General features: G+C 64.9%; 20 protein-coding genes and 1 tRNA gene. 13 read left to right on the plus strand and 8 right to left on the minus strand.

Going from position 1 to position 20,467, the window contains the following annotated elements:
- The first annotated feature begins 21 nt into the window (after positions 1–21).
- From ACP7BL_RS14735 to ACP7BL_RS14770, 8 genes are all read left to right on the plus strand, one after another.
- Positions 22–390, plus strand: coding sequence for a BlaI/MecI/CopY family transcriptional regulator (locus ACP7BL_RS14735; RefSeq protein WP_033963229.1), 369 nt, complete (start codon positions 22–24; stop codon positions 388–390).
- Positions 387–1,943 (plus strand): M56 family metallopeptidase, encoded by a 1,557-nt coding sequence (locus ACP7BL_RS14740; RefSeq protein WP_137902336.1) that lies wholly within the window; start codon positions 387–389, stop codon positions 1,941–1,943. The genes ACP7BL_RS14735 and ACP7BL_RS14740 overlap by 4 nt, the downstream gene beginning before the upstream one ends.
- A 56-nt stretch (positions 1,944–1,999) precedes the next feature.
- A complete protein-coding gene (locus ACP7BL_RS14745; RefSeq protein WP_137902413.1) occupies positions 2,000–2,857 on the plus strand; it encodes an MBL fold metallo-hydrolase in 858 nt (285 codons plus the stop codon).
- The gene (locus tag ACP7BL_RS14750; RefSeq protein ID WP_052191980.1) at positions 2,854–3,537 is read left to right on the plus strand and encodes a DUF4230 domain-containing protein; all 684 of its coding nucleotides are present in this window, start codon (positions 2,854–2,856) and stop codon (positions 3,535–3,537) included. The genes ACP7BL_RS14745 and ACP7BL_RS14750 overlap by 4 nt, the downstream gene beginning before the upstream one ends.
- A gap of 74 nt (positions 3,538–3,611) precedes the next feature.
- A complete protein-coding gene (locus ACP7BL_RS14755) occupies positions 3,612–4,385 on the plus strand; it encodes a hypothetical protein (RefSeq protein ID WP_033963223.1) in 774 nt (257 codons plus the stop codon).
- Between the two features lie 51 nt (positions 4,386–4,436).
- Positions 4,437–5,438: a quinolinate synthase NadA gene (gene nadA / locus ACP7BL_RS14760; RefSeq protein ID WP_126847324.1), complete on the plus strand. Its 1,002-nt coding sequence runs from the start codon at positions 4,437–4,439 to the stop codon at positions 5,436–5,438.
- Positions 5,435–6,280, plus strand: a complete 846-nt coding sequence (gene nadC, locus ACP7BL_RS14765) for a carboxylating nicotinate-nucleotide diphosphorylase (RefSeq protein WP_033963221.1) — start codon at positions 5,435–5,437, stop codon at positions 6,278–6,280. Before nadA ends, nadC begins: the two co-directional genes overlap by 4 nt.
- An 11-nt stretch (positions 6,281–6,291) precedes the next feature.
- On the plus strand, positions 6,292–7,005 hold the full coding sequence (locus tag ACP7BL_RS14770) for a ribonuclease T2 family protein (protein ID WP_126847326.1): 714 nt from the start codon (positions 6,292–6,294) through the stop codon (positions 7,003–7,005).
- A gap of 22 nt (positions 7,006–7,027) precedes the next feature.
- On the opposite strand, the gene ACP7BL_RS14775 is transcribed toward ACP7BL_RS14770, so the two are convergent.
- From ACP7BL_RS14775 to ACP7BL_RS14795, 5 genes are all read right to left on the minus strand, one after another.
- Positions 7,028–7,438: a DUF4112 domain-containing protein gene (locus tag ACP7BL_RS14775; RefSeq protein ID WP_426258692.1), complete on the minus strand. Its 411-nt coding sequence runs from the start codon at positions 7,436–7,438 to the stop codon at positions 7,028–7,030.
- A 27-nt stretch (positions 7,439–7,465) separates the two neighbouring features.
- A complete protein-coding gene (locus tag ACP7BL_RS14780) occupies positions 7,466–8,944 on the minus strand; it encodes an ABC transporter substrate-binding protein (RefSeq protein ID WP_185867632.1) in 1,479 nt (492 codons plus the stop codon).
- A gap of 67 nt (positions 8,945–9,011) precedes the next feature.
- On the minus strand, positions 9,012–10,325 hold the full coding sequence (gene fdhD, locus ACP7BL_RS14785; protein ID WP_426258693.1) for a formate dehydrogenase accessory sulfurtransferase FdhD: 1,314 nt from the start codon (positions 10,323–10,325) through the stop codon (positions 9,012–9,014).
- Positions 10,326–10,332: 7 nt separating this feature from the next.
- A complete protein-coding gene (locus tag ACP7BL_RS14790) occupies positions 10,333–11,142 on the minus strand; it encodes a formate/nitrite transporter family protein (protein ID WP_033963213.1) in 810 nt (269 codons plus the stop codon).
- Positions 11,143–11,196: 54 nt separating this feature from the next.
- A complete protein-coding gene (locus tag ACP7BL_RS14795) occupies positions 11,197–13,482 on the minus strand; it encodes an FdhF/YdeP family oxidoreductase (protein ID WP_426258694.1) in 2,286 nt (761 codons plus the stop codon).
- A 236-nt stretch (positions 13,483–13,718) separates the two neighbouring features.
- Here ACP7BL_RS14795 and ACP7BL_RS14800 point away from each other — a divergent pair, with 236 nt between their 5' ends.
- Both ACP7BL_RS14800 and ACP7BL_RS14805 read left to right on the plus strand, forming a co-directional pair.
- Positions 13,719–14,603 (plus strand): 2-dehydro-3-deoxygalactonokinase, encoded by an 885-nt coding sequence (locus ACP7BL_RS14800; protein ID WP_426258695.1) that lies wholly within the window; start codon positions 13,719–13,721, stop codon positions 14,601–14,603.
- Positions 14,600–15,232 (plus strand): 2-dehydro-3-deoxy-6-phosphogalactonate aldolase, encoded by a 633-nt coding sequence (locus ACP7BL_RS14805; RefSeq protein ID WP_426258696.1) that lies wholly within the window; start codon positions 14,600–14,602, stop codon positions 15,230–15,232. The genes ACP7BL_RS14800 and ACP7BL_RS14805 overlap by 4 nt, the downstream gene beginning before the upstream one ends.
- Positions 15,233–15,272: 40 nt before the next feature.
- Here ACP7BL_RS14805 and ACP7BL_RS14810 read toward each other — a convergent pair whose 3' ends face one another.
- Positions 15,273–16,424: an aldose epimerase family protein gene (locus tag ACP7BL_RS14810; protein WP_426258697.1), complete on the minus strand. Its 1,152-nt coding sequence runs from the start codon at positions 16,422–16,424 to the stop codon at positions 15,273–15,275.
- A gap of 117 nt (positions 16,425–16,541) precedes the next feature.
- On the opposite strand from ACP7BL_RS14810, the gene araD1 reads away from it, so the two are divergent.
- From araD1 to ACP7BL_RS14825, 3 genes are all read left to right on the plus strand, one after another.
- Positions 16,542–17,522, plus strand: a complete 981-nt coding sequence (gene araD1, locus ACP7BL_RS14815; protein WP_426258698.1) for an AraD1 family protein — start codon at positions 16,542–16,544, stop codon at positions 17,520–17,522.
- The gene (locus tag ACP7BL_RS14820) at positions 17,519–18,445 is read left to right on the plus strand and encodes a Gfo/Idh/MocA family protein (RefSeq protein WP_426258699.1); all 927 of its coding nucleotides are present in this window, start codon (positions 17,519–17,521) and stop codon (positions 18,443–18,445) included. Before araD1 ends, ACP7BL_RS14820 begins: the two co-directional genes overlap by 4 nt.
- Before the next feature lie 118 nt (positions 18,446–18,563).
- Positions 18,564–19,865, plus strand: coding sequence for a sugar MFS transporter (locus ACP7BL_RS14825; RefSeq protein WP_426258700.1), 1,302 nt, complete (start codon positions 18,564–18,566; stop codon positions 19,863–19,865).
- 100 nt (positions 19,866–19,965) lie between these two features.
- Here ACP7BL_RS14825 and ACP7BL_RS14830 read toward each other — a convergent pair.
- Positions 19,966–20,051: transfer RNA gene (locus ACP7BL_RS14830), tRNA-Leu, on the minus strand.
- A 45-nt stretch (positions 20,052–20,096) separates the two neighbouring features.
- Positions 20,097–20,375: an integration host factor subunit beta gene (locus ACP7BL_RS14835; RefSeq protein ID WP_033963205.1), complete on the minus strand. Its 279-nt coding sequence runs from the start codon at positions 20,373–20,375 to the stop codon at positions 20,097–20,099.
- Positions 20,376–20,467: the final 92 nt, after the last annotated feature.

The following is a 20,467-nucleotide window of genomic DNA, read 5'->3' on the forward strand; positions in this document are numbered from 1 at the left end:
GTCAGTACGGAGGCGAGTCGAATGGCCGAGCGAATCAGTGATGCCGAACATGCGGTGATGGAGGTGCTGTGGGATGAAAGCCCGCTGACCGCACAGGACGTGGCGGAACGGATCCCGGCGACGCGCGAATGGACCTCCAACACCGTCAAGACGCTATTGGGGCGGTTGCTCGCGAAGAACATCATCGCCCATGAGGAGGACGGCAGACGCTATCGCTATCGTCCATTGGTGCAGCGGGAAGATTACGTTGCGGGCGAATCGCGCAAGCTGATGGATCGCCTGTTCGGCGGCAAATTGAGCCCGCTGGTCGCGCACCTCGCCGAGCGGGATGCGCTGACGGCACAGGATATCGCCGAAATCGAGGCATTGCTGAAGGAGCTCAAGGCATGATCGGCTGGCTCATCGAGGGTTTGATCGCGTCGACCGTGCTGATGGTGGCGGTGCTGGCACTGCGTGCTCCGGTGCGCAAGGCATTCGGGGCCGATATCGCTTACGCCCTGTGGCTGCTGCCGGTGCTGCGCTTGCTGCTGCCGCCATTGCCGAGCGCTTGGCACGCGGCGGCGGTCGCCCCGGTTTTGCGCGCGAGCCAACAAGTTACCGTTCTCTTCGTCGATCCGATTGGCGAAGGGTCCGTCGGTCCGGCGGTGCAGCCCTTTGGGGCGATGCTTGCCCCGGTACTTGCGATATTGTGGATCGCTGGGGCGGTGGCGTTTTTCGGGTGGCATTGGCGACGGCATGTGCGGTTTTGTCGCCGCATGCTGGACCAGGGGGCGGCTACCGACGATCTGGACGGTGTTCAGGTGATCGAAACCGACGCGGCCACCGGCCCGCTCGCCTTTGGCGTGTTGCGGCGTTACGTCGCCTTTCCGCGCGATTTCGCCGAGCGCTACGAACCCGAAGAGCGCGATCTCGCGCTGGCGCACGAGCTTGGTCATCATGCGCGCGGCGACCTTATCGCGAACTGGGTCGCGCTGGTCGTGCTCGCCCTGCACTGGTTCAATCCGATTGCCTGGCGTGCGTTCCGTGCCTTTCGGGCCGACCAGGAAATCGCCAACGACGCGCGTGTGCTCGCGGGCATGAACCCGATGCGACGGCACACCTATGCCTGCGCGATCCTGAAGGCGGCGCACCCGACCTTCCTGGGCGGCGCGGTGTCGGCGACCTGCCACCTTCACACCATCAATGACTTGAAAGGGAGATTGAGGATGCTGACGACCACCAAGATATCGCCGGTACGTCTGGTAACCGGGGCAGGGGCGCTGTCGCTGCTCATCGTCGCCGGGCTGGGCCTGACCGCCTCGGGAACGGCCGCCGTCGCCAAAGTGCGGAAGTCGGTGGAGACGGCGACCGGGGTTGATATCGCGCGCCTCGACCAAGCGTCGGTGCCGCCGCCGCCCGTTGCTGAAGCGGCGGCACCCGCACCCGCTGATGTTTCGGAGCCGCCCGTGCCTCCGGCCCCGCCGCGCGCCACGACAACCACCACCATTACCGACACGACCACCACCATCGCGGAGGATGGAAAAGACCATCGCAAAGTCGTGCGCGTCATCCGCCGCGACAAGGACGGCAAGGTGACCTTGGAAAATCTCTCCGGGATGGAGAATATGTCGGGGATAGAGACCATTCCCGAGGTCAGGTCGGCGCGCTGCAGCTCCGAGGGCGACCCGCGCCAGATGGTTCTTCATCGTGAAAAGGACGGCAAGAAGCTCATCGTCATCTGTTCGAACCGTATCGAAAAAGTGGCGGCGGAGGGCGCTGCGATAGCCGCGAACAGCAAGGATATCGAACGCAAGGCTTACGCCGGTGCTTTGGCGGGCTTGCGTGCGGCGCGCGAGAAAATGTTGCGGTCCCCCGAGATGGGGGCGGAGGCCCGCGCGCAGGCCTTGGCAGGGATCGACACCGCTATCGCCGAAATCCAGGCAGACATTGCCAAGGTGGAATGACCGGGCAGGGTCGTACGGGCTTGCGTCTGCCCGCACGACCCGCCATCTCGGCCGATATGAGCGAGCAATTTCCCGGTGTGCCCGAGCAACTCGAGCCCCTCGTCGTGCGATTGCTTGCCCCCAATCCGTCGCCGTTCACCTCGACAGGCACGCAAGTACATTTGGTCGGCACCAGCGACCTCGCGGTGATCGATCCCGGCCCGGACACGCCAGACCATATCGCGGCGATCGTCCACGCCATCGCCGGGCGTCCGGTCCGGGCGATCGTGATCACCCACACTCACCGCGATCACAGCCCGGGCTCGCGCCCGCTGGCGGCGGCAACGGGCGCGCCGATCGTTGGATGCGCGCCGCTCGCGCTCGATGACGATCGTGTCCGGAGCGATGCATCTTTCGATCGGGAGTACGCGCCCGATCGGATTCTGACGGAAGGCGACTCGGTTGCGGGCGACGGCTGGACACTGACCGCGCTCGCGACGCCGGGCCACACCTCCAACCATCTCGCCTTTTCGCTGCCCGAGAGCCGGGCGTTGTTCACCGGCGATCATGTAATGGGCTGGTCGACCAGCATCGTCTCGCCGCCCGACGGAGATATGGCGGCGTATATGGCAAGCCTGGAAAAGCTGCTGCCGCGCGACGACCGTATCTATTATCCCGCGCATGGCGATCCGGTTACCAATCCGCAGCGGCTGGTGCGCGGGATGCTCGGCCATCGCAAGCAGCGCGAGGGGCAGATCCTGCGGCTGCTCCGCACCCAGTCGGCGACCATCGCCGTGATGGTCGAGCGGATGTACGTCGGCATCGACCCGCGCTTGTTTCCAGCGGCCGAGCGATCGGTTTTGGCGCATTTGATCGATCTGGCGCAGCGTGGCGAAGTCTGTGCAGACGGTGATGTGTGGAGCGTAAAGGAATGACTTTCGTCGGAAAGTTTGCGGCGGCGCTGGCCCTGATCACCGTGTTCATCCTCGCGCTGGTGTGGGGCATCGGCGCGATGGTCGAGCACAAGCTCGCCGGGCCCGATCCTGTGACCATCGCCAGTGGGTCGCTGCAGGGACTGCGCGAGCAGAACCGCCTGTCGGCCTTCGCGGCACGGTTCGTCGCGGTGTCGACCTCGACACAGACGCAATTCGGCTTGCAGGCGAAGAAGACGCTCATCATGCCGGGGACCGTGGAATATCACGTCGATATGGCGAAACTGAACGCGCGCGACGTAACGTGGGACGCCAAGACCCGCACGCTCGGCGTAGTACTGCCGCCGGTCGAAGCATCGGCACCGCAGATCGACATGACGCAGATCCGTGAATATGGCGAAGGCGGAATCCTGTCCAAAATTACCGACGCCGATGCGAAACTCGAGGCGGCAAACCGCGCTGCCGGTCAAAAGGAACTCGTACGCCAGGCGCACGAAGCGGTGCCCATTCGCCTCGCCCGCGACGCCACGCGCCGTGCGGTCGAGCGGAGCTTTGCGCTGCCACTCAAAGCGGCCGGTTTCGACGCGACCGTCAAGGTGCGCTTCGCGGATGAGGGGCGCGACGGCAGCGAAGTGTGGGATACGACCAAGTCGATCGCCGAAGTTCTGGCAAACCGCCAATAAGGCGTGACGCGGTTCCTCCAGCGCCAATCCAATGGTATAGAGCCCCAGCGATTCGGTTTCGTCGGGGGGCGAATATGGCATCTTTAGCAGAACCACATTCCGCGGTCGCGAAAGACGATCGTTTCTTTTTCATCACTTCGCTGATTATGGCGGCGATCGTCGTCGCGGGCTTCTCGTTGATGATCGTCACGGGGCGCTCCAGCTTCGCCTCGCCGCCGATTGTCCATGCCCATGCCGTGGTCTTCATGGGCTGGGTGGTGTTGTATGTGACGCAGAATGCGCTGGTCGCGCGGGGCTCGATCGCGCTGCATCGTCGGCTTGGCTGGATCGGGGCGGGCTGGATCGTCGCGATGGTTGTGCTTGGCACGATCGTGACGGTGCGCCTCGTACGGCTCGGCCATGCGCCTTTCTTCTTCCCGCCTGCTTTGTTTCTGGTGCTGAATCCGGTGACGATCCTGACGTTCGCGGCGTTGACGACCGCAGCGATCGTGCGGCGGCGGCAGACGGAATGGCATCGACGGCTGCATTTTTCCGGAATGGCGTTGCTGCTGGGCCCGGCATACGGGCGATTGCTGCCGATGCCGTTTCTGATCCCTTACGCTTATGAGGTTGATGTTCTGGCAGTCCTGATCCTCCCCATCGTTGGCATGGTGTTCGATCTGCGTCGTACCGGTAAAGTGCATCCGGCCTGGTGGTGGGGCCTTGCAGCGATCATCGGATCGACCGTGCTGTCCGAAGCGATCACCTACAGTCCGCTCGGAACCGCGCTCTATCGCGCGGCGACGGCAGGATCGCCGGGCGCATCGGTTGCGCCGCTGGCCTATCCGCCATTCCCGCCACTCTCTTGATCGCGCGGCCCCGCGCGTCCATGTGCAGCCCACAAACGCGGGAGCATGGTGATGGACGCACGTGGTGGTATCGGCGGAAGCCTGACCGGGCTCGATTTGAGGGCTGAGATCGACCGGCTGCGCAAGGAACGCAACGCCGTGATCCTGGCGCATTATTACCAGAAGCCCGAAATCCAGGATCTGGCCGATTTCGTCGGCGACAGCCTCGATCTGTCGCGCAAGGCAGCGGCGACCGATGCCGATGTCATCGCCTTTTGCGGCGTGCGCTTCATGGCCGAGACCGCCAAGATCCTGAGCCCCGACAAGATCGTGGTGCTGCCCGACATGGATGCCGGGTGCAGCCTGGAGGACAGTTGCCCGCCCGACCAGTTCGCCGCGTTCCGCGCCGCGCACCCGGATCATATCGCGCTGACCTATATCAACTGCTCGACCGAGGTGAAGGCGCTCTCCGACGTGATCGTCACATCGTCTTCGGCGGAAAAGATCCTCAGCCAGATCCCGCTCGACCAGAAAATCATCTTCGGGCCGGACAAGAATCTGGGCGGTTATCTGGCGCGCAAGACCGGGCGCGAGATGCTGCTGTGGCCGGGCGTGTGCATCGTGCACGAGGCGTTCAGCGAAACCGAATTGCTCAAGCTGCAATTGCAGCACCCCGGCGCGCCGGTCGCGGCGCACCCCGAATGCCCGCCTTATATCCTCGACCATGCCGATTATGTCGGCTCGACCAGCGGCATTTTGGCCTATGCCGATGCCATGGCGGGCGACACGCTGATCGTCGCGACCGAGCCGCACATCATCCACCAGATGGAAAAGGCCGCGCCGCTCAAGAACTTCATTGGCGCGCCCGGCGCGGACGGCAATTGCAACTGCAATGTCTGCCCGTACATGGCGCTGAACACGCTGGAGAAACTCTACCTCGCCCTGCGCGACCTGACCCCGCGCGTGGAAATTGAGGAAGGGCTGCGGCTACAAGCCAAGAAGAGCCTCGACGCGATGCTCGCCATGGCCAGCGGCACGGTGGGGCAGGGCGACCTGGGTCCTGTAAAGGCATGACCTTTCAGCTCGACCGTTTCGACCTCGCAAGCTTCGTGCAGGCGACGCTGGCCGAGGATTTGGGGCCGGGCGGGGACATTACCTCTGCTGCGGTGATCCCGGCGGATGCGCGGTTTACCGGGGTGATGGACAGCCGCGATGCGATCGTCGTCGCGGGGTTGCCGATCGCCGAGGCGTTTTTCCGCGCGTTGGACCCGGATGTGGAGATCGAGCGGCTGGTCGAGGACGGGCAAGCGGTGGCGGCGGGCACCGATCTGTTGCGCCTCCAGGGACGCGCGCGGGCGATGCTGACGGCGGAGCGCTCGGCGCTCAACACGGTGCAGCATCTGTCGGGCATCGCGACGATGACACGCACCTATGTCGAGGCGATTGCGGGCACCGGCGCGACTTTGCTCGATACACGCAAGACCATACCTGGCCTGCGCGCGCTGGAGAAATATGCGACGCGGATGGGCGGGGCGACCAACCACCGCATGGGCCTGTGGGACGCCGCTATGATCAAGGACAATCATGTCGCGGTCGCAGGCGGCGTAGGTCCGGCGATTGCGCGGGCGAAGGCCGCAGGGATCGCGCGGATCATCGTCGAGGTGGATGCGCTGGACCAGATCGAACCGGCGCTTGCGGCGGGGGCAACGCATCTGCTGCTCGATAATATGGACGTGGCCACACTGCGCACGGCGGTGGCGCAGGTTGCCGGGCGCGTGCCGACCGAAGCGTCGGGCGGGGTGCGGCTCGATACGATCGGCGCGATCGCCGCGACCGGGGTTACCTATGTCAGCGTCGGGCGCTTGACGCAGTCGGCTCCGGCGGCTGATATCGGGCTCGATTTCACGGCAGCATGAGGGTGCGGACGATGCGGATTTCTCTGGCGATCGGATGTGGCGTGCTGGCGATGCTGCCGGTGGCAGTGCAGGCGCAAAGCTATCAATGCACTGTCCCCACCACGCTGCCGCGCCCGCACCCCGACGTCGCCTCGGCGAGCCAGCCGCAGCGACTGCGCCCGATCACCGGCTATACGCTCGCGCTGACCTGGGCACCGGAATATTGCCACAACAATTTCCGCGATCCCTCTGCCAAATTCCAATGCCAGAGCGGCAACCGGTTCGGCTTCACGTTGCATGGTTTGTGGCCCGACGGCGTGGGGAAGGAGTGGCCGCAATATTGCACGTCCACGGCGTTGTTGCCCGCGGCGCTGATCAAGCAGCACGTCTGCTCGACGCCCTCGCCACAATTGCTCCAACACGAATGGGCCAAGCACGGCACGTGCATGGGCACCACAGCTGACGCCTATTTCAGCAAATCGACCGACCTTTACGCCAAGCTCCACTATCCCGACATGGACGCCCTGTCGCGCAAGCCGCTGAACGCCGGACACTTGGCGGAAGCGATCGCGGCGGCCAATCCGGGGCTACCGGCCAACGCCGTGCGTGTCACCGTCAACGAACGCGGGTGGCTCGACGAGCTATGGCTGTGCCTCGACAAGCGCTTTGCCTATACGCGCTGCGAGGCGGGTTCGGGCGGTGTTGCCGACACCGCGACGGTGAAGGTCTGGCGCGGGAAGCGCTGATCGCCTTCCCGCCACCGCGCGGTCAGCCGACGATGGTGGCGGTCGATGGGTGATGCTTGTCGAGATGGCGTTTGATGATCTTCAGGTTGCGCGTATTCGAGCGGAACAGGAAATCGGGAACGGCACCCACCACCGGAATGATGCCCAGCAGAAAATCGATCCCGACATTGCCGAACATCCGCGCCATCTGGAGCTTCGACATGCCGAGGTTACGCGCTTCCCACACCATCCACGCGCCCATCGCTGCCCCGATCGCGTCGCCACCGATCGGGATCAGGTCCAGGATCACGTCGAGGCCAATTTTGCGATTGAGCAACGGCACCGTGAACAGCCCTTCGAGCAAATGCTCCATCGCCTCGATCCGCTTGCGCACCGCCGCCGGATCGCGCCCGGCATAGCTGAAAGCGAACGCACCGAGGGGCGGGGGGCTCATGCGAGTTGTGGTGTCGGCCATGTCATCTCAATTGGTGTCGCTGCGGAGATGATTCAACGGGTGCCACGCGCGGGAGTTCCCGGTCCAGGCTTTCAATCGGATACTCACCAGCGACCAACGAAGCGGACGCGCGATCGGAATGAAGGCCACCTCATTGGCGAGCGCTGCATCGGCAATGGCAATTTGCTGCGCGCGCATCCGCGGCGAATCCGCATCGCGGGCGGCGTCGATCGCAGTTTGGGTCGCCTCGCTGCACAATTGGCACGCGGTTGCCACGTACCAGCGGGCGCTGTCATAGGGCGCGACCGCGTCGATCAGGCGGAGGTCGGCCGGTGCATCGGCGGCAACCCGCTCGGGCGCGATTCCCAGCGATACCAACGCCGCGCCGATATAGCCGTAGAGCAAGGTTGCGCCCGGGCCGTCGGGGAGCGCGACGCGCAGCGCGATTTCGCCCGGATGCGCGGCCTTCCATTGGGCGATGCGAGTCACGGCCTCTTGGGGCGGGCCGCTTTCGGCTTGCGCCCATGCGGGGCTTGCCGGGGGGGCCGCCGAATCGAGTTGCTCGGGCAGCAATTGCGATACCGGTGCCCAATCGGGGGCAATGGCGGCGGCGAAGGCCGCGCGGTCAAATGCCTGAGCGATGGCCGCGCGATTGGCGGGATCAGCGAGCACGCCTTCCCGGCTGACAATCGCCAGGCCGAACACGCCAGCCGATGGATCGAGCCGTCGGTTGATGGGCGCGATCTGGGTAAGCTCGACAAGCGGCCAATCGGTGAAAGTACCGCCGGTGACAAGTTGCGCCTCGCGCCGCTCGAAGCGAACGATGGCGCGTGCCGCGCGTTCGCCAATCAAATGGATACTGGCGGCGGCAGAGGGTTCGACCACGTCGTCGTCCGGGCTGCGCGCGGGGTCGAACGCGGGACGCAGCAAGACACTGCGACCGCGCTGCGCGGTCGCCCGAAACGGCCCACTTCCGCCGGGTGGCCGAATGCGAAAAATCGCAAGTTCGGGCTGTGCGAACAGTTTCAGAAGGTCCGGACGCGGCCGCTTCAGGCGGATCTCGATCACCTCGGGCGTCATCTCGACGATTTCGTCGATTGCGGTCAGATAAGGGCGCAAAACGTTATGCGACCCGGGCGCGAGCTGACGGCGCAGCACCTTCACCACTTCGGCAGCGGTGACCCTTTCCCCGTCATTCCACTCGCTGTCGCGCAAGCGGAAGATGTAGCTTCTGCCTTGGTCGATCACGCTCCAGCGCTCGGCAATACCCGGTTCGATCTGGCCGCTTGCGTCGAAGCGGACGAGGCCCTGTGCGGTCGCGTCGAGCAGGAGCCTGGCAGGGGTGTCCAGCGCACCGCGCGCCGGGTCGGCCAGTACGGGATTGCTGCCGATAGCGCTGACCGTCACCGGGCCGTCGTCACCACGCGGGCCGCACCCGGCGAGCGCGGCGAGCGAGACCAGGGCGATAGGGCGAACCATCAAAAGGGGCAGGCGTAGGCGGGTCATGGCCATCCTTGTGCCACCCGGTCGCGGCCCGCGCCACCCGGTCGTTTAGATCGGTTGTGTGCCCGGTTTAACCGAACGACCGGTGCGGATCGTGCGCGATCAACATCGTGTCGTCCCGTGCGATGACGGCGAGCGCCAGCCCTGCCTCGCGCGCGCGATCGATCGCAAGGCTGGTGGGGGCGCTGATGGTGATCAGCATCGGGAAACCCGCGCGGACCGTCTTTTCCACCAGCTCCTGGCTGCACCGCGCCGATAGCAACACGAAGCCCGTGGCGCTCGAAATGCCATGGCGCGCAAGCGCTCCGATCAATTTGTCGAGCGCATTGTGGCGGCCCACGTCTTCGCGCGCGAGCACGATATCGCCGAGCGGGCTGCAAAAGGCCGCAGCATGAGTCGCGCCGGTCGCACGGCCGAGCCGTTGATGGTGGCGCAACTGGCCGAGCGCCCGCGCTATGGCTGTACGCTCCAGCGATATTCTGGCCGTGACGGGGGAAAGCGGGGCGAGCGCGGCGGCGATGCTGTCGATACCGCAAATGCCGCAGCCGCTTTCCGACACGCGGGTGCGCGCCCGCGCGACGACGCGAGGGGTGGAGCGTTGCGGAAGTTCGGCGCGCACGATCCAGCCGCCATCGACCGCAACGATGCTTGGTTCGGTGAGTTCGTCGAGCGTCGCCAGGCCTTCGCTGATCGTGAAGCCCGCGACAAAGTCGGCCAGATCGGTGGGCGTGCCCATCATCACGGCATAGCCGATCCCGTTATATTCGAGCGCGATCGGCGCTTCGACCGGGACCGCGCGATCGATCCAGTCACCCGGTGTGTCATCGTAGGCGACGCGCAGCACCGGGACATCGCGAACCGCCATAGTCAATTGGCTGAGATCGTCGGGGCGGTTGATATTGACCAGATCCAGGTTCGAATCATCCACCCGGCGGCTTCCCGCAAGTGCGATCCAGGATTCGAGCGAGCGCCCGCCTGCGGCGATGTGCGCGTCGAGCTGGGCGGCTAGCGCGGTTGGCCACCAGCCGATCGCCGTCTGCCGGTTCAGCACGGCTGCGTCCTCCCCCTCCAGCAAGCGCCGTAGCGTGGTCGGCAAGGGATGGACATCGACGGGCACGGTCAGCACCGCGTCATATCCGTGACGGGCACCATAATGCAGCGCAGCGTTGAGCGCCCCTAATGGCCCGAGGCCGGGTTCCGGCCGGTCGGCCACGCGCTCCAGGCCCTCCCACTCCCGTCCGCACAGCACCACATGATCGACCTGTGGCGACAGCGCGGCGACGCAGTGCGCGAGCAACGGCGCGCCGTTCCACTGCGCCACCGCTTTGTCGGTGCCGAAGCGGCGTGACCGCCCCCCGGCAAGGATCGCGCCTAGCAAACGCATGGCAGCCTCATTTCGCCTCCGCATCGCTGCGCACCTGCGCGTGCGCAAGCAGGGCGAAGATGCCGGCTCCGCCGAGCAGATTGCCGAGGATGGCCGGGATCAACGACGCCGCGATCAGCGCGAGCGCCGATGCCTTGCCGCTGAAGATCAGCAGGAACACCTCGGACGAGCCGACGATCGAATGGCTGAATCCCGCGAGCGCGACGAGATAGGTGATCGCGCTGATGATCAGAAAGGACTGGGCGCGGGCCCCGGGCAGGGTCCAGGCGAGGATCGCGATGAAGAAGCCAGCCGGGATGGCGTTGAGGAAGGTCGCGCCCGCGCCAAGCGTCATCACCTTGGCCGAAACCGCGATCATCGCGGCGCGTAATGCATCGTCCCCTATCAGCCCGCTCGCCATTGCCGACGCGACCAATGCGGTGCCTGCAAGGTTGGCGAGGATGACTAGCGCCCACAGCCGAAGCGTCCGCCCCAGTGCCGCGAGCGACGGCTTGGTCGCGAGCGGCAGCATTGCGGTGATTGTGCTTTCGGTGAACAACTGCATCCGTCCGAGCACGACGATCAAAAATCCGATCGGGTAGCCGAGCGACACCACCGTCGGCCGCCACGGCGCATCGGGCAAATGCGCGTACAGCGCACCCTCGAACAACAGCGAAGCGTTGATCGCGATGCCCGCTGCAAGGCCCGACCACAACAAGGCGGCGGCCGGACGGTTGACCGCCGTCTCGCCCTCTTCGCGCACCGTGCGATGAAGGTCGGTCGCGTCGGCCGCACCGAGATCGTCGTCGCTTTTTGAAGTATCTTTGCTGGAAACCATCGGTCTGTTGCTATGCGCAAAAGCGCGGCTTGGCCAGCGAACGCGAAGCGGCCATCACCTCGCCTCCACTCGCACCGGCACCGATTTCGAAGCGGGCGTGCCCGACAGTTCGTCATGGTGCTGCATCGGCACCAGCACGTTACACTCGGGGTAATAACCCGCGATCGTGCCGCGCGGGAGCTGGTAGGCGGTCAGTGTAAGGCCGGTCAGGCGGCGGTCGTGGCCGTCGGCGACGTCGGTCACCAGCGTAATCGTCTGGCCATCGGTGAGCCCGGCTTCGGCCATGTCCTCCGGGCACATCAGCACGATATCGCGCGAGCCTTCGAGCCCGCGCAGCCGATCCGAATAGCCGTAAATCGTGGTGTTGAACTGATCGTTGGAGCGCATCGTGATGAGGCGATAGCGGCCGGGTGCATCCTGGAAGCCGACCGAATTGAGCGCGCCGGGCGTGGTGAACACCGCTTTGCCCTCGGGCGTCTTCCACACCCGCTCATGCGCGCCATTGCCGCGATAGAAGCCGCCGGCCTGATACATGCGCTTGTTATAATCGCGGAAATCGTCGGGATAGGTACGCTCGATCAAATCGCGTACCAGCGCGTAATCGCCGGTCCAGGCGTCCCATTGCAGCGCGGGCAGCGGCGGTAGCGTCGCCTTGGCGATACCCGCGACGATCGCCAACTCGCTCTTCACGCTCTCCGACACGGGCGGGCGATAGCCGATCGAGGCGCTGATCATCGAAAAGCTGTCCTCGCTGGTGATGGTCTGCGGCCCGGTCGCTTGCGCGTCGGTTTCGAAACGGCCGAGACAGGGCAGGATATAGGCCTGTTTGGCGGGGAACAGGTGGCTGCGGTTGAGCTTGGTCGAAACCATCACGCTGAGGTCTTGCGCCGCCCAGGCGGCCTCCATCCGGTGCTGATCGGGCACGGCGCGCACCAGATTGCCGCCGAGCGAGATGAACGCCTTCACCTTGCCCTCGAACAACGCCTCGGCGGCGTGGACGATATTCATGCCGTCCTCGGTCGGCGGATCGAAGCCGAACAGCTCCTTCAATTTGTCGAGCGGGACGAGATGTGCCTTTTCGGCAATGCCGACGGTACGCTGGCCCTGCACATTGCTGTGTCCGCGCACCGGGCAGCAGCCGGCGCCGGGGCGACCGATATTGCCGCGCAGCAGCAGCAAATTGACCAGCATCGCAATGTTCAGCGCGCCGTGCGCGTGCTGCGTCAGGCCCATGCCATACACGCCGATCACCTTTTCGGCGGCGATATAGACTTCGGCGGCCTCGCGCAGCGCGGCTTCGCTCAGGCCGGATTCGCGCTCGATCTCGGCCCAATCGGCGTCGCGGCAGGACTGGATGAAGCTGTCGAAGCCGGTGGTGTGCTGTTCAACGAAGGCGTGGTCGATCACTTCCGCCGTGCCCGCCGCCCTGGCGGCATCGTCGGCCTCGACTACGCATTTGCACAGGCCAAGGATCGCGGCGATGTCGCCGCCGGCCTTCACCTGATGATATTGGTCGGAGATCTTGGTCTCCTTGCCGGTGAGCATCGCGGCCGGGCTTTGCGGATCGACGAAGGAGACGAGGCCTTGTTCGATGACGGGGTTGAAGGTGACGATCTTGCCGCCGCGATCCTTCAATTCCTTCATCGGGTGGAGGAAGCGCGGGCTATTGGTGCCGGGGTTCTGGCCGAACACGAAGAAGGCGTCGGTTTCGGCGAGATCCTCCCACACGATCGTGCCGACGGGCGAGCCGATCACCTTGGTCAGCCCGACCGAGGTGGTCTCGTGACACATGTTGGAGCTTTGCGGCAGGTTGTTGGTGCCGTGAACGCGCGCGAGCAGCGCGTAGAGATAGGAGGCTTCGAGCCCGGCATGGCCCGAAGCGTAGAACACCGCGCTATTTTTGGGGAGCGCGTTCAGCGTCGCGCCAATCGCGGCGAAGGCTTCGTTCCACGACACTTCCTCATAGCGGTCGGTCGCGGCATTGTAGCGCAGCGGGTGTGTCAGGCGGCCGGTCTTTTCGAGATCATGGTCCTTCCAGTCGCGCAGTGCGGTGACGGTGTGGCTGTCTTCTTCCCAAAAGGCGGGGGTGCAGCGTGCGCTGGTGAGCTCCCACAGCGTCGCCTTCGCGCCGTTTTCGCAAAATTCGAACGCCGAATAATTGGCGGGCTTGGGCCAGGCGCAGGACACGCACATCACGCCCTTGGGCTTGTTGATTCGCCCGAGGCTGCGCAAGGCGGCGGGGCTGGGCAAGGCGTCGCCATAAGCGTGCGCGATTCCCCGCAGCGAACCCCAGCCGCCAGCGGGACCGGAAGCGTGGGGAAGGTCCTTGTGCTCGGCCATGTCTGCGCGCCTTGTCGATAGAATTAGGGGAGGGGATGAATACGTACGCTGCAACTGTCCCCCGGCTCAACGCCGAATGCTGCACGAGGTTGCGCGGCGGACTTGTCAGCCGGTGGGGAGTCGAACATGACGCCGCACAGCGGTTTTTGCTCAAGTGGGCGTGTTCCCCGAAAACCCGGAGGTGTCATGGCGGACGTTGCAATCATGGATCGTGTGGCGCGGGAAGTGCTGCCGCAATGACGGGATTGATCGGCATCGACTGGGGCACGTCCAACCTGCGAGGTTTTCGCTTCGACGCAACGGGGAAGGTGATCGAACGGCGCGTCTCATCGCGTGGCATCGCGACGATCGAGGATGGCGCGTTCGAGGCGGTCTTGGGCACGTTGATCGACGGGTGGATCGGCGATCGGCCGGTGATCGTATTGGCCGGCATGATCGGAAGCCGCAATGGCTGGCACGAGGCCGCCTATCTGCCATGCCCGGCCGATCCGGTCGCGCTCGCAGCGGCGACGCAGGGCTTCGATACCGCGCTTGGCCAGTGCCACATCGTGCCCGGGCTCTCGGTCGATCAGCCGGTTCGACTGGGCGACGTGATGCGCGGAGAGGAAACGCAGATTCTGGGTGCGGGCGTGCGCGACGGGGTGGTCGTGCTGCCCGGAACGCACAGCAAATGGGCGATGCTGGACGCCGGGCGCGTAACGGGCTTTCGTACGGCGATGACCGGCGAGCTTTACGCCGTATTGCTGCGACATTCGTTGCTGGGTCGTTTGGCGGAGGATCCGGGCGAGCATGACACCGCGGGTGCCTTTGCCCGTGGCGTGAACCGCGCGCTGGCAGATCCGGCGGTGTCGATGCTGCTATTCTCGGCGCGTGCGGAGGTGCTGCTGGGGAAGCTTTCTACGCGGGAGGTTGCGGCGTATCTGTCGGGCCTGCTGATCGGGGCCGAGCTCGGCGCGATGATGGGGGCAGCGCACGGCACGATCACGATGATCGGCGATCCAGCGCTCAGTGCGCGCTATCGCACCGCCTTCGCCCTTGCCGGGCGAACCGACATCGACCTCGTCGATGGCGATGCGGCCACCGCCGCCGGACTGTGGACGATTGGAAAGGAGATCCGATGACCTTCGACGACTTGCTGGACGAGCTTCCGCTCATCGCGATCCTGCGGGGGCTCACGCCGGGCGAGGCGGGGCCGGTCGCCCGCGCCCTGTTCGATTGCGGGTTCCGGTGCCTGGAAGTGCCGCTCAACTCACCCGAGCCGTTTGTGAGCATCCGCGCCATCGTCGATACGCTGGGGGATACCGCGCTGGTCGGGGCGGGGACGGTGCTGCACCCGGACGATGTGCAACGCGTCCAGGATGCAGGCGGGCAGATCGTGATCTCGCCCAATTGCAATACCGACGTGATCCGCGCGACCAAGGCGCTGGGGCTGGTGTCGCTGCCCGCCTTCTTCACCCCAACCGAAGCCTTTGCCGCAATTGACGCGGGGGCCGATGGATTGAAGCTTTTTCCTGCCGAAGTCGCCGGTCCGCAAGGCTTGAAGGCGATGCGGGCGGTGTTGCCGAAGGCGATGCCGGTGTTCCCGGTGGGCGGCATCGATGCCGAGACGATGGCCGCTTATTGTGCAGCCGGGGCGACGGGCTTCGGCATCGGCTCCTCGCTTTATGCGCCGGGTCGTTCGGCGGAAGACACCGGCGCGCGCGGGCGTGCGTTGGTTAGCGCCTTCCGGGCGGCGCGAGCGACGGCGTAGATCGCACGTCGCCCGTCCGAACGGGTCGCGTCGCTGCGCGTCAGCGCGTGGTCGACAGCCGGAAGACCATCCGGTGGTGATAGGGATTGGCGGGATCGACGCGCGCCGATCCGAACGCCGGTTGGTTGGGCGTGTCGGGGAACAGTTGCGGCTCGAGCGCGATGCCGTCGCCCATGCGGTACAGGTGCCCGCTTTTGCCGATCAGCGTGCCGTCCAGGAAATTGCCGGTGTAGAGCTGAACGCCGGGTTCGGTCGTCAACACCTCAAGCACGCGACCCGAGGCCGGATCTTCCAGCCGCGCGGCAAGCTTGGGCTCCTTGGTCCGCCCGGCATCGAGCACGAAATTGTGATCATAGCCGCGGCCGAACACGATTTGCGGGTCGGTGCCGTCGCGTATGCCATCCTGAAGCACGCGCCCGTGCGTGAAATCAAACACGCTGCCCGCGACGGGCTTCAGCACGCCTGTCGGGATCAGTTGCGCATTGACGGGCGTGTAGCGGGCGGCGGGGATGGTCAGCCGGTGTTGCAGGGCACCCTGCGGCGCGCCTTCGCCGGAGAGATTGAAGATCGCGTGGTTGGTGAGGTTGACGATCGTCGGCGCGTCGCTGGTCGCATCATAGTCGATCGTCAGGTTGCCCGCATCGTCGAGTGCATAGCTGGCGGTGACCGCGAGCGTGCCGGGATACCCCTGATCACCCGCCGCGCTTGTCAACGCAAACGTCACGCGCGCGGTAGGACCGGAGGTTACCGAGACCACGCGCCACGGCCGTTTGTCGAAGCCCTTGGTGCCGCCGTGCAGCGAGTTGCCCTTATCGTTCTGCGCAAGCTGAATGGTCTTCCCGTCCAGGATGAAGCGTCCGCCCGCGATGCGGTTGGCATAGCGGCCCACGCTCGCACCCCAGAAATTGGGACGATCGACATAGCTTTGCAGATCGTCATAGCCGAGTTCGACATCGGCGATCTTGCCGTCTCGGTCGGGCGCTTTCAACGCTTGCAGCGTCGCGCCGAAAGAAATGATCGTCGCGCTGACGCCGTTTGCGCCCTTCAGCGTCACGGCTTCGACTGCGGTCCCGTCGGCCAGTGTGCCAAAGGGGCGTCGTTCCGCCGTCGCGGCGAAGGCCGGTGTCGCGACGCACGTTACGAGCGCTGCGAGTAGCGTTGTCTTCGTCCAACCCAGACCGTGGCGCCGCATAAACTCTCCCATCGTTGACCAGTTTGAACTTGCTATATACTCAGACAAAATAGATGCAAAGGGCACCTTGCGCGATTATGCCGACTGCCCGACCGGCCCGAACGACGGAGAGATAGAGTGACGGTTTCGCTGATTCAGATCCGCCAGCCAGATGGCGCGCGTGCGGTGGTCGTCGCGCAGGGCGACATGCTGCGAACGGTTCCGGGGGTGACTACGGTGGTGGAATTGGCGCGCCGCGCGCTTGCCGAGCGGCACAGTCTGGTCGAGATGGTCGAGGCGCTTGGCGAGGGCGAACCGGTCGACCTGTCGCGTGTCACCGTGCTCGCACCGATCGACCATCCCGATAGCGCGCATTTGTTGATGACCGGCACCGGGCTGACGCACCTCGGTTCGGCCGAAGGGCGCGACAAGATGCACCGTGCGATCGATGATGCCGCGCAGCAAACCGATTCGATGAAGATGTTCCTGATGGGGGTGGCGGGCGGCAAGCCCGAGGGAGACGCGGTCGGTGCCCAGCCCGAGTGGTTCTTCAAGGGCGATGGCAGCGCGTTGATCGCGCCCGACGCGCCGCTACCGTCCCCGGCGTTCGCGCTCGATGCGGGGGAGGAGCCGGAAATTGCTGGCATCTACCTGATCGATGAGGATGGCACCCCGGTGCGGCTCGGGTTTGCGCTCGCCAATGAATTTTCCGATCATGTCACGGAGCGCGGCAATTATCTGTGGCTCGCCCATTCCAAATTGCGGCCCGCGGCGCTCGGCCCGGAATTGCTGATCACGCCGTTGCCGTCGCATGTCGAGGGCACCAGCAAGATACTTCGCGATGGTACTGTCCTATGGGAAAAGCCGTTCGTATCGGGCGAAGCGAACATGTCGCACAGCATCGCCAACCTTGAGCATCACCATTTCAAATATGCGCTGTTCCGGCGTCCGGGCGACGTACACGTTCATTTCTTCGGCACGGCGACGCTGTCGTTCAGCGACGCGGTTCACACCCAACCGGGCGACATCTTCGAGATTGCTGCGGCCCCATTCCACTATCCCGTGCGCAACCCGATCGGCGCGGAACCCGCCACGCCCGTGTCGGTAAAAACGCTGTGAGCGCGATCCGCGTCGCCATCGTTGGGCTCGGCAAGATTGCCCATGACCAGCATTTGCCCGCGATCGCCGGGTCGCCCGAGTTCGAATTGGTCGCGGCGGCAACGCTGGCAGGGACGCTCGCCGATGTGCCGGTGTTCGCGTCGGTAGAGGCCATGCTCAATGCCGACATCGCGATCGACGCGATCGCGATGTGCCAGCCGCCGCAGGTGCGGTTCGATGCCGCAGTGCAGGCGATCCGCGCGGGCAAGCATGTGCTGCTGGAAAAGCCGCCTGGCGCGACCCTGTCCGAAGTCGAAGCGCTGACGCGCTTGTCTGACGCTGCCGGCACGACGCTGTTCGCGGCATGGCATTCGCGCTTTGCGCCTGCGGTGCACGACGCCCGCGCGTGGCTCACCGAGCGGCGCATCAACCATGTCGAGATCACCTGGAAAGAAGATGTCCGGCGCTGGCATCCCGGGCAGCAATGGATCTGGGAGCCGGGCGGGCTCGGTGTGTTCGATCCGGGCATCAACGCGCTGTCGATTGCGACGCGGATCCTGCCGCGCCATTTCTATTTGCACGACGGCACGCTCGACTTCCCCGCAAACCGTGCCGCGCCGATCGCCGCCGAGCTCAACATGATCGGGATGAGCGGTGCACCGGTCCACGCCGTGTTCGATTGGCGGCAGACCGGCCCACAGACATGGGATATTGTCGTCGATACCGATGACGGCACACTGATGCTGACGCATGGCGGCAGTCGCTTGACGATCAACGGCATGGCGCGGGAAAGTGCCCCCGAAGCCGAATATGCCGCGCTCTATCATCATTTTGCCGCGCTGATCGCAAAAGGCGAGAGCGATGTCGATCGCACTCCGCTGCGACTGGTCGCCGACGCATTCCTGCGCTGCCGCCGCCGCGATACGGACCCCTTCGACGATTGAATCGACCATAGCGGGCGCGCGCTGATATGGTGCGCCATCCGTCGCGCGATCGGCGTTTGACGCGCTCGCTGGCCACATATACTCAGACAATAGAGGATTGATTCAGGAGAGACGGGTAATGGCGATGGTGGCCCCAACGGCGCGGATATCGGAAGGCGCGAGCGGACCAAAAGCAGGGCGGGCGCTGGCACTGCTTGCCAGCCTGTTCTTCATGTGGGGCTTCATCACCGTCATCAACGGTACACTGTTGCCGCACCTGCGCAGCGTGTTCGCGCTGAGCTACACCCAGACCACCTTGATCGAATCGGTCTGGTTCATCGCCTATTTCTTCGCCTCGATCCCGTCGGCGATGGTGATCGAACGGGTCGGCTATCAGCGCTCGATGGTGATTGGTCTGGGGATGATGGCGGTGGGCGCGCTGATCATGGTGCCCGCGGCGAAGCTTCCTTCCTATGAAGTGACGCTGTTCGCCCTGTTCGTAATCGCCAGTGGGATCACGCTGCTACAGGTCGCTGCCAACCCCTATGTTTCGGTGCTGGGCAAGCCCGAGACCGCGTCATCGCGGTTGAACCTGGTGCAGGCATTCAATTCAGCAGGGGCGACGCTCGCGCCGTTGTTCGGCGGCTATCTGATCCTTGGCCGCACGACGTCGGGAACGGCTGCGGCAGGAGCTGCCGCCTTGACCCCGGCCGAGCGGCTGGCCGACGCGCAATCGGTCGTGCTGCCTTATGTCATCGTCGCCGTTGTTCTTGCGGTGCTGGCCGTCATCATCGCGCGCTATCCGCTGCCGCCGATGGGCGTCGCGACGCAGCGCGCCGCCAAAGCACCCCCCTCGGGCAAGTCGCTCGGCTATCGCATCGCGCATCATCCCCTGTGGCAGCACCGCAATCTCGTGCTCGGCATCCCGGCGATCTTCATTTACCTGATCGCCGAGATCGGCGTCGGCAACCTGTTCATCAACTTCGTGTCGCAGCCCGAAATCGGCAACCTGACGCACCAGCAGGCCTCCAACTATCTGTTCCTGTTGTGGGGCGGTATGATGGTGGGCCGTTTGATCGGGGCGTTCGCGATGCAGCGGGTCGATGCCGGGCACGCGCTGGCGGTGGCCAGTGTCGGTGCGACGATCGTAATGTTGATCGCCGCTTTCACCACCGGCCATGTCGCGATGTGGGCGCTGATCTCGGTCGGGCTGTTCCACTCGATCATGTTCCCGACGATCTTCACGCTCGGCATCAAGGGCCTGGGGCCGCTGACCGAGGAAGGGTCGGGCCTGCTGATCATGGCGATCGCGGGCGGCGCGCTCGTCGTCGTGCAGGGCTGGCTGGCCGACAGCTATGGCCTGCAGACGTCTTTCCTGCTGACCGCCGCGTGCGAGGTCTATGTGCTGTTCTACGCGCTGTGGGGCAGCAAGACGGCATAGCCGTGCGCCGGTTATGGCGTTCGTCCCGGTCCACGCTCAAGCGACCGGGATGCACCGCCTGCTCCTGCCAGGGCAGGGCGCATCGGTTCAGAGATGTAAATGGTGCGGACGGCGGGACTCGAACCCGCACACCCTGAGGGCGAGGGATTTTAAGTCCCGTGCGTCTACCAATTTCGCCACGTCCGCATGTGCGGAAATTCCAAGCGTACCGCGCGGGTTGCGTCAAGTCGCTTAGACGTTGAGACGCGCGCGCATTTCTTTGCCGGGCTTGAAATACGGGACGCGCTTCGCGCCGACATCGACCAATTCGCCAGTGCGGGGATTGCGTCCGGTGCGCGCATCGCGCGCACGGGTCGAAAAGGCACCGAAGCCGCGGAGCTCAACACGTCCGCCCAGTGCCAGTCGCTTCGTGATCTCGTCGAAAAAGGTGGTCACCAGCGCCTCGATGTCGCGCAGCGACAGATCGGGATTTTCGGCAGCCAGTGTCTGTACCAGTTCTGATCGGATCATCGTGTCGTTTCCCCCTGCCGCCGTGGCCATGCCCTTGCGGGACAAAAAGGCCGCTTCGGTCATGTTTTTTATCGCAATTCTGTCATTTACGA

The sequence above is a fragment of the Sphingomonas sp. DC1600-2 genome (genome assembly GCF_049897605.1).
Classification (GTDB): Bacteria; Pseudomonadota; Alphaproteobacteria; order Sphingomonadales; family Sphingomonadaceae; genus Sphingomonas.

Bases quoted from the DNA above. Each gene is read 5' to 3' on its own strand.
- ACP7BL_RS14780 (WP_185867632.1), bottom strand. From the start codon at position 8,944: ATGACCCGCCTACGCCTGCCCCTTTTGATGGTTCGCCCTATCGCCCTG.
- ACP7BL_RS14770 (WP_126847326.1), top strand. From the start codon at position 6,292: ATGCGGATTTCTCTGGCGATCGGATGTGGCGTGCTGGCGATGCTGCCG.
- ACP7BL_RS14835 (WP_033963205.1), bottom strand. From the start codon at position 20,375: ATGATCCGATCAGAACTGGTACAGACACTGGCTGCCGAAAATCCCGAT.
- ACP7BL_RS14740 (WP_137902336.1), top strand. From the start codon at position 387: ATGATCGGCTGGCTCATCGAGGGTTTGATCGCGTCGACCGTGCTGATG.
- ACP7BL_RS14750 (WP_052191980.1), top strand. From the start codon at position 2,854: ATGACTTTCGTCGGAAAGTTTGCGGCGGCGCTGGCCCTGATCACCGTG.
- nadA (WP_126847324.1), top strand. From the start codon at position 4,437: ATGGACGCACGTGGTGGTATCGGCGGAAGCCTGACCGGGCTCGATTTG.
- ACP7BL_RS14735 (WP_033963229.1), top strand. From the start codon at position 22: ATGGCCGAGCGAATCAGTGATGCCGAACATGCGGTGATGGAGGTGCTG.
- ACP7BL_RS14790 (WP_033963213.1), bottom strand. From the start codon at position 11,142: ATGGTTTCCAGCAAAGATACTTCAAAAAGCGACGACGATCTCGGTGCG.
- ACP7BL_RS14810 (WP_426258697.1), bottom strand. From the start codon at position 16,424: ATGCGGCGCCACGGTCTGGGTTGGACGAAGACAACGCTACTCGCAGCG.
- ACP7BL_RS14795 (WP_426258694.1), bottom strand. From the start codon at position 13,482: ATGGCCGAGCACAAGGACCTTCCCCACGCTTCCGGTCCCGCTGGCGGC.
- ACP7BL_RS14755 (WP_033963223.1), top strand. From the start codon at position 3,612: ATGGCATCTTTAGCAGAACCACATTCCGCGGTCGCGAAAGACGATCGT.
- ACP7BL_RS14800 (WP_426258695.1), top strand. From the start codon at position 13,719: ATGACGGGATTGATCGGCATCGACTGGGGCACGTCCAACCTGCGAGGT.
- nadC (WP_033963221.1), top strand. From the start codon at position 5,435: ATGACCTTTCAGCTCGACCGTTTCGACCTCGCAAGCTTCGTGCAGGCG.
- fdhD (WP_426258693.1), bottom strand. From the start codon at position 10,325: ATGCGTTTGCTAGGCGCGATCCTTGCCGGGGGGCGGTCACGCCGCTTC.
- ACP7BL_RS14745 (WP_137902413.1), top strand. From the start codon at position 2,000: ATGAGCGAGCAATTTCCCGGTGTGCCCGAGCAACTCGAGCCCCTCGTC.
- ACP7BL_RS14825 (WP_426258700.1), top strand. From the start codon at position 18,564: ATGGCGATGGTGGCCCCAACGGCGCGGATATCGGAAGGCGCGAGCGGA.
- ACP7BL_RS14775 (WP_426258692.1), bottom strand. From the start codon at position 7,438: ATGAGCCCCCCGCCCCTCGGTGCGTTCGCTTTCAGCTATGCCGGGCGC.
- ACP7BL_RS14805 (WP_426258696.1), top strand. From the start codon at position 14,600: ATGACCTTCGACGACTTGCTGGACGAGCTTCCGCTCATCGCGATCCTG.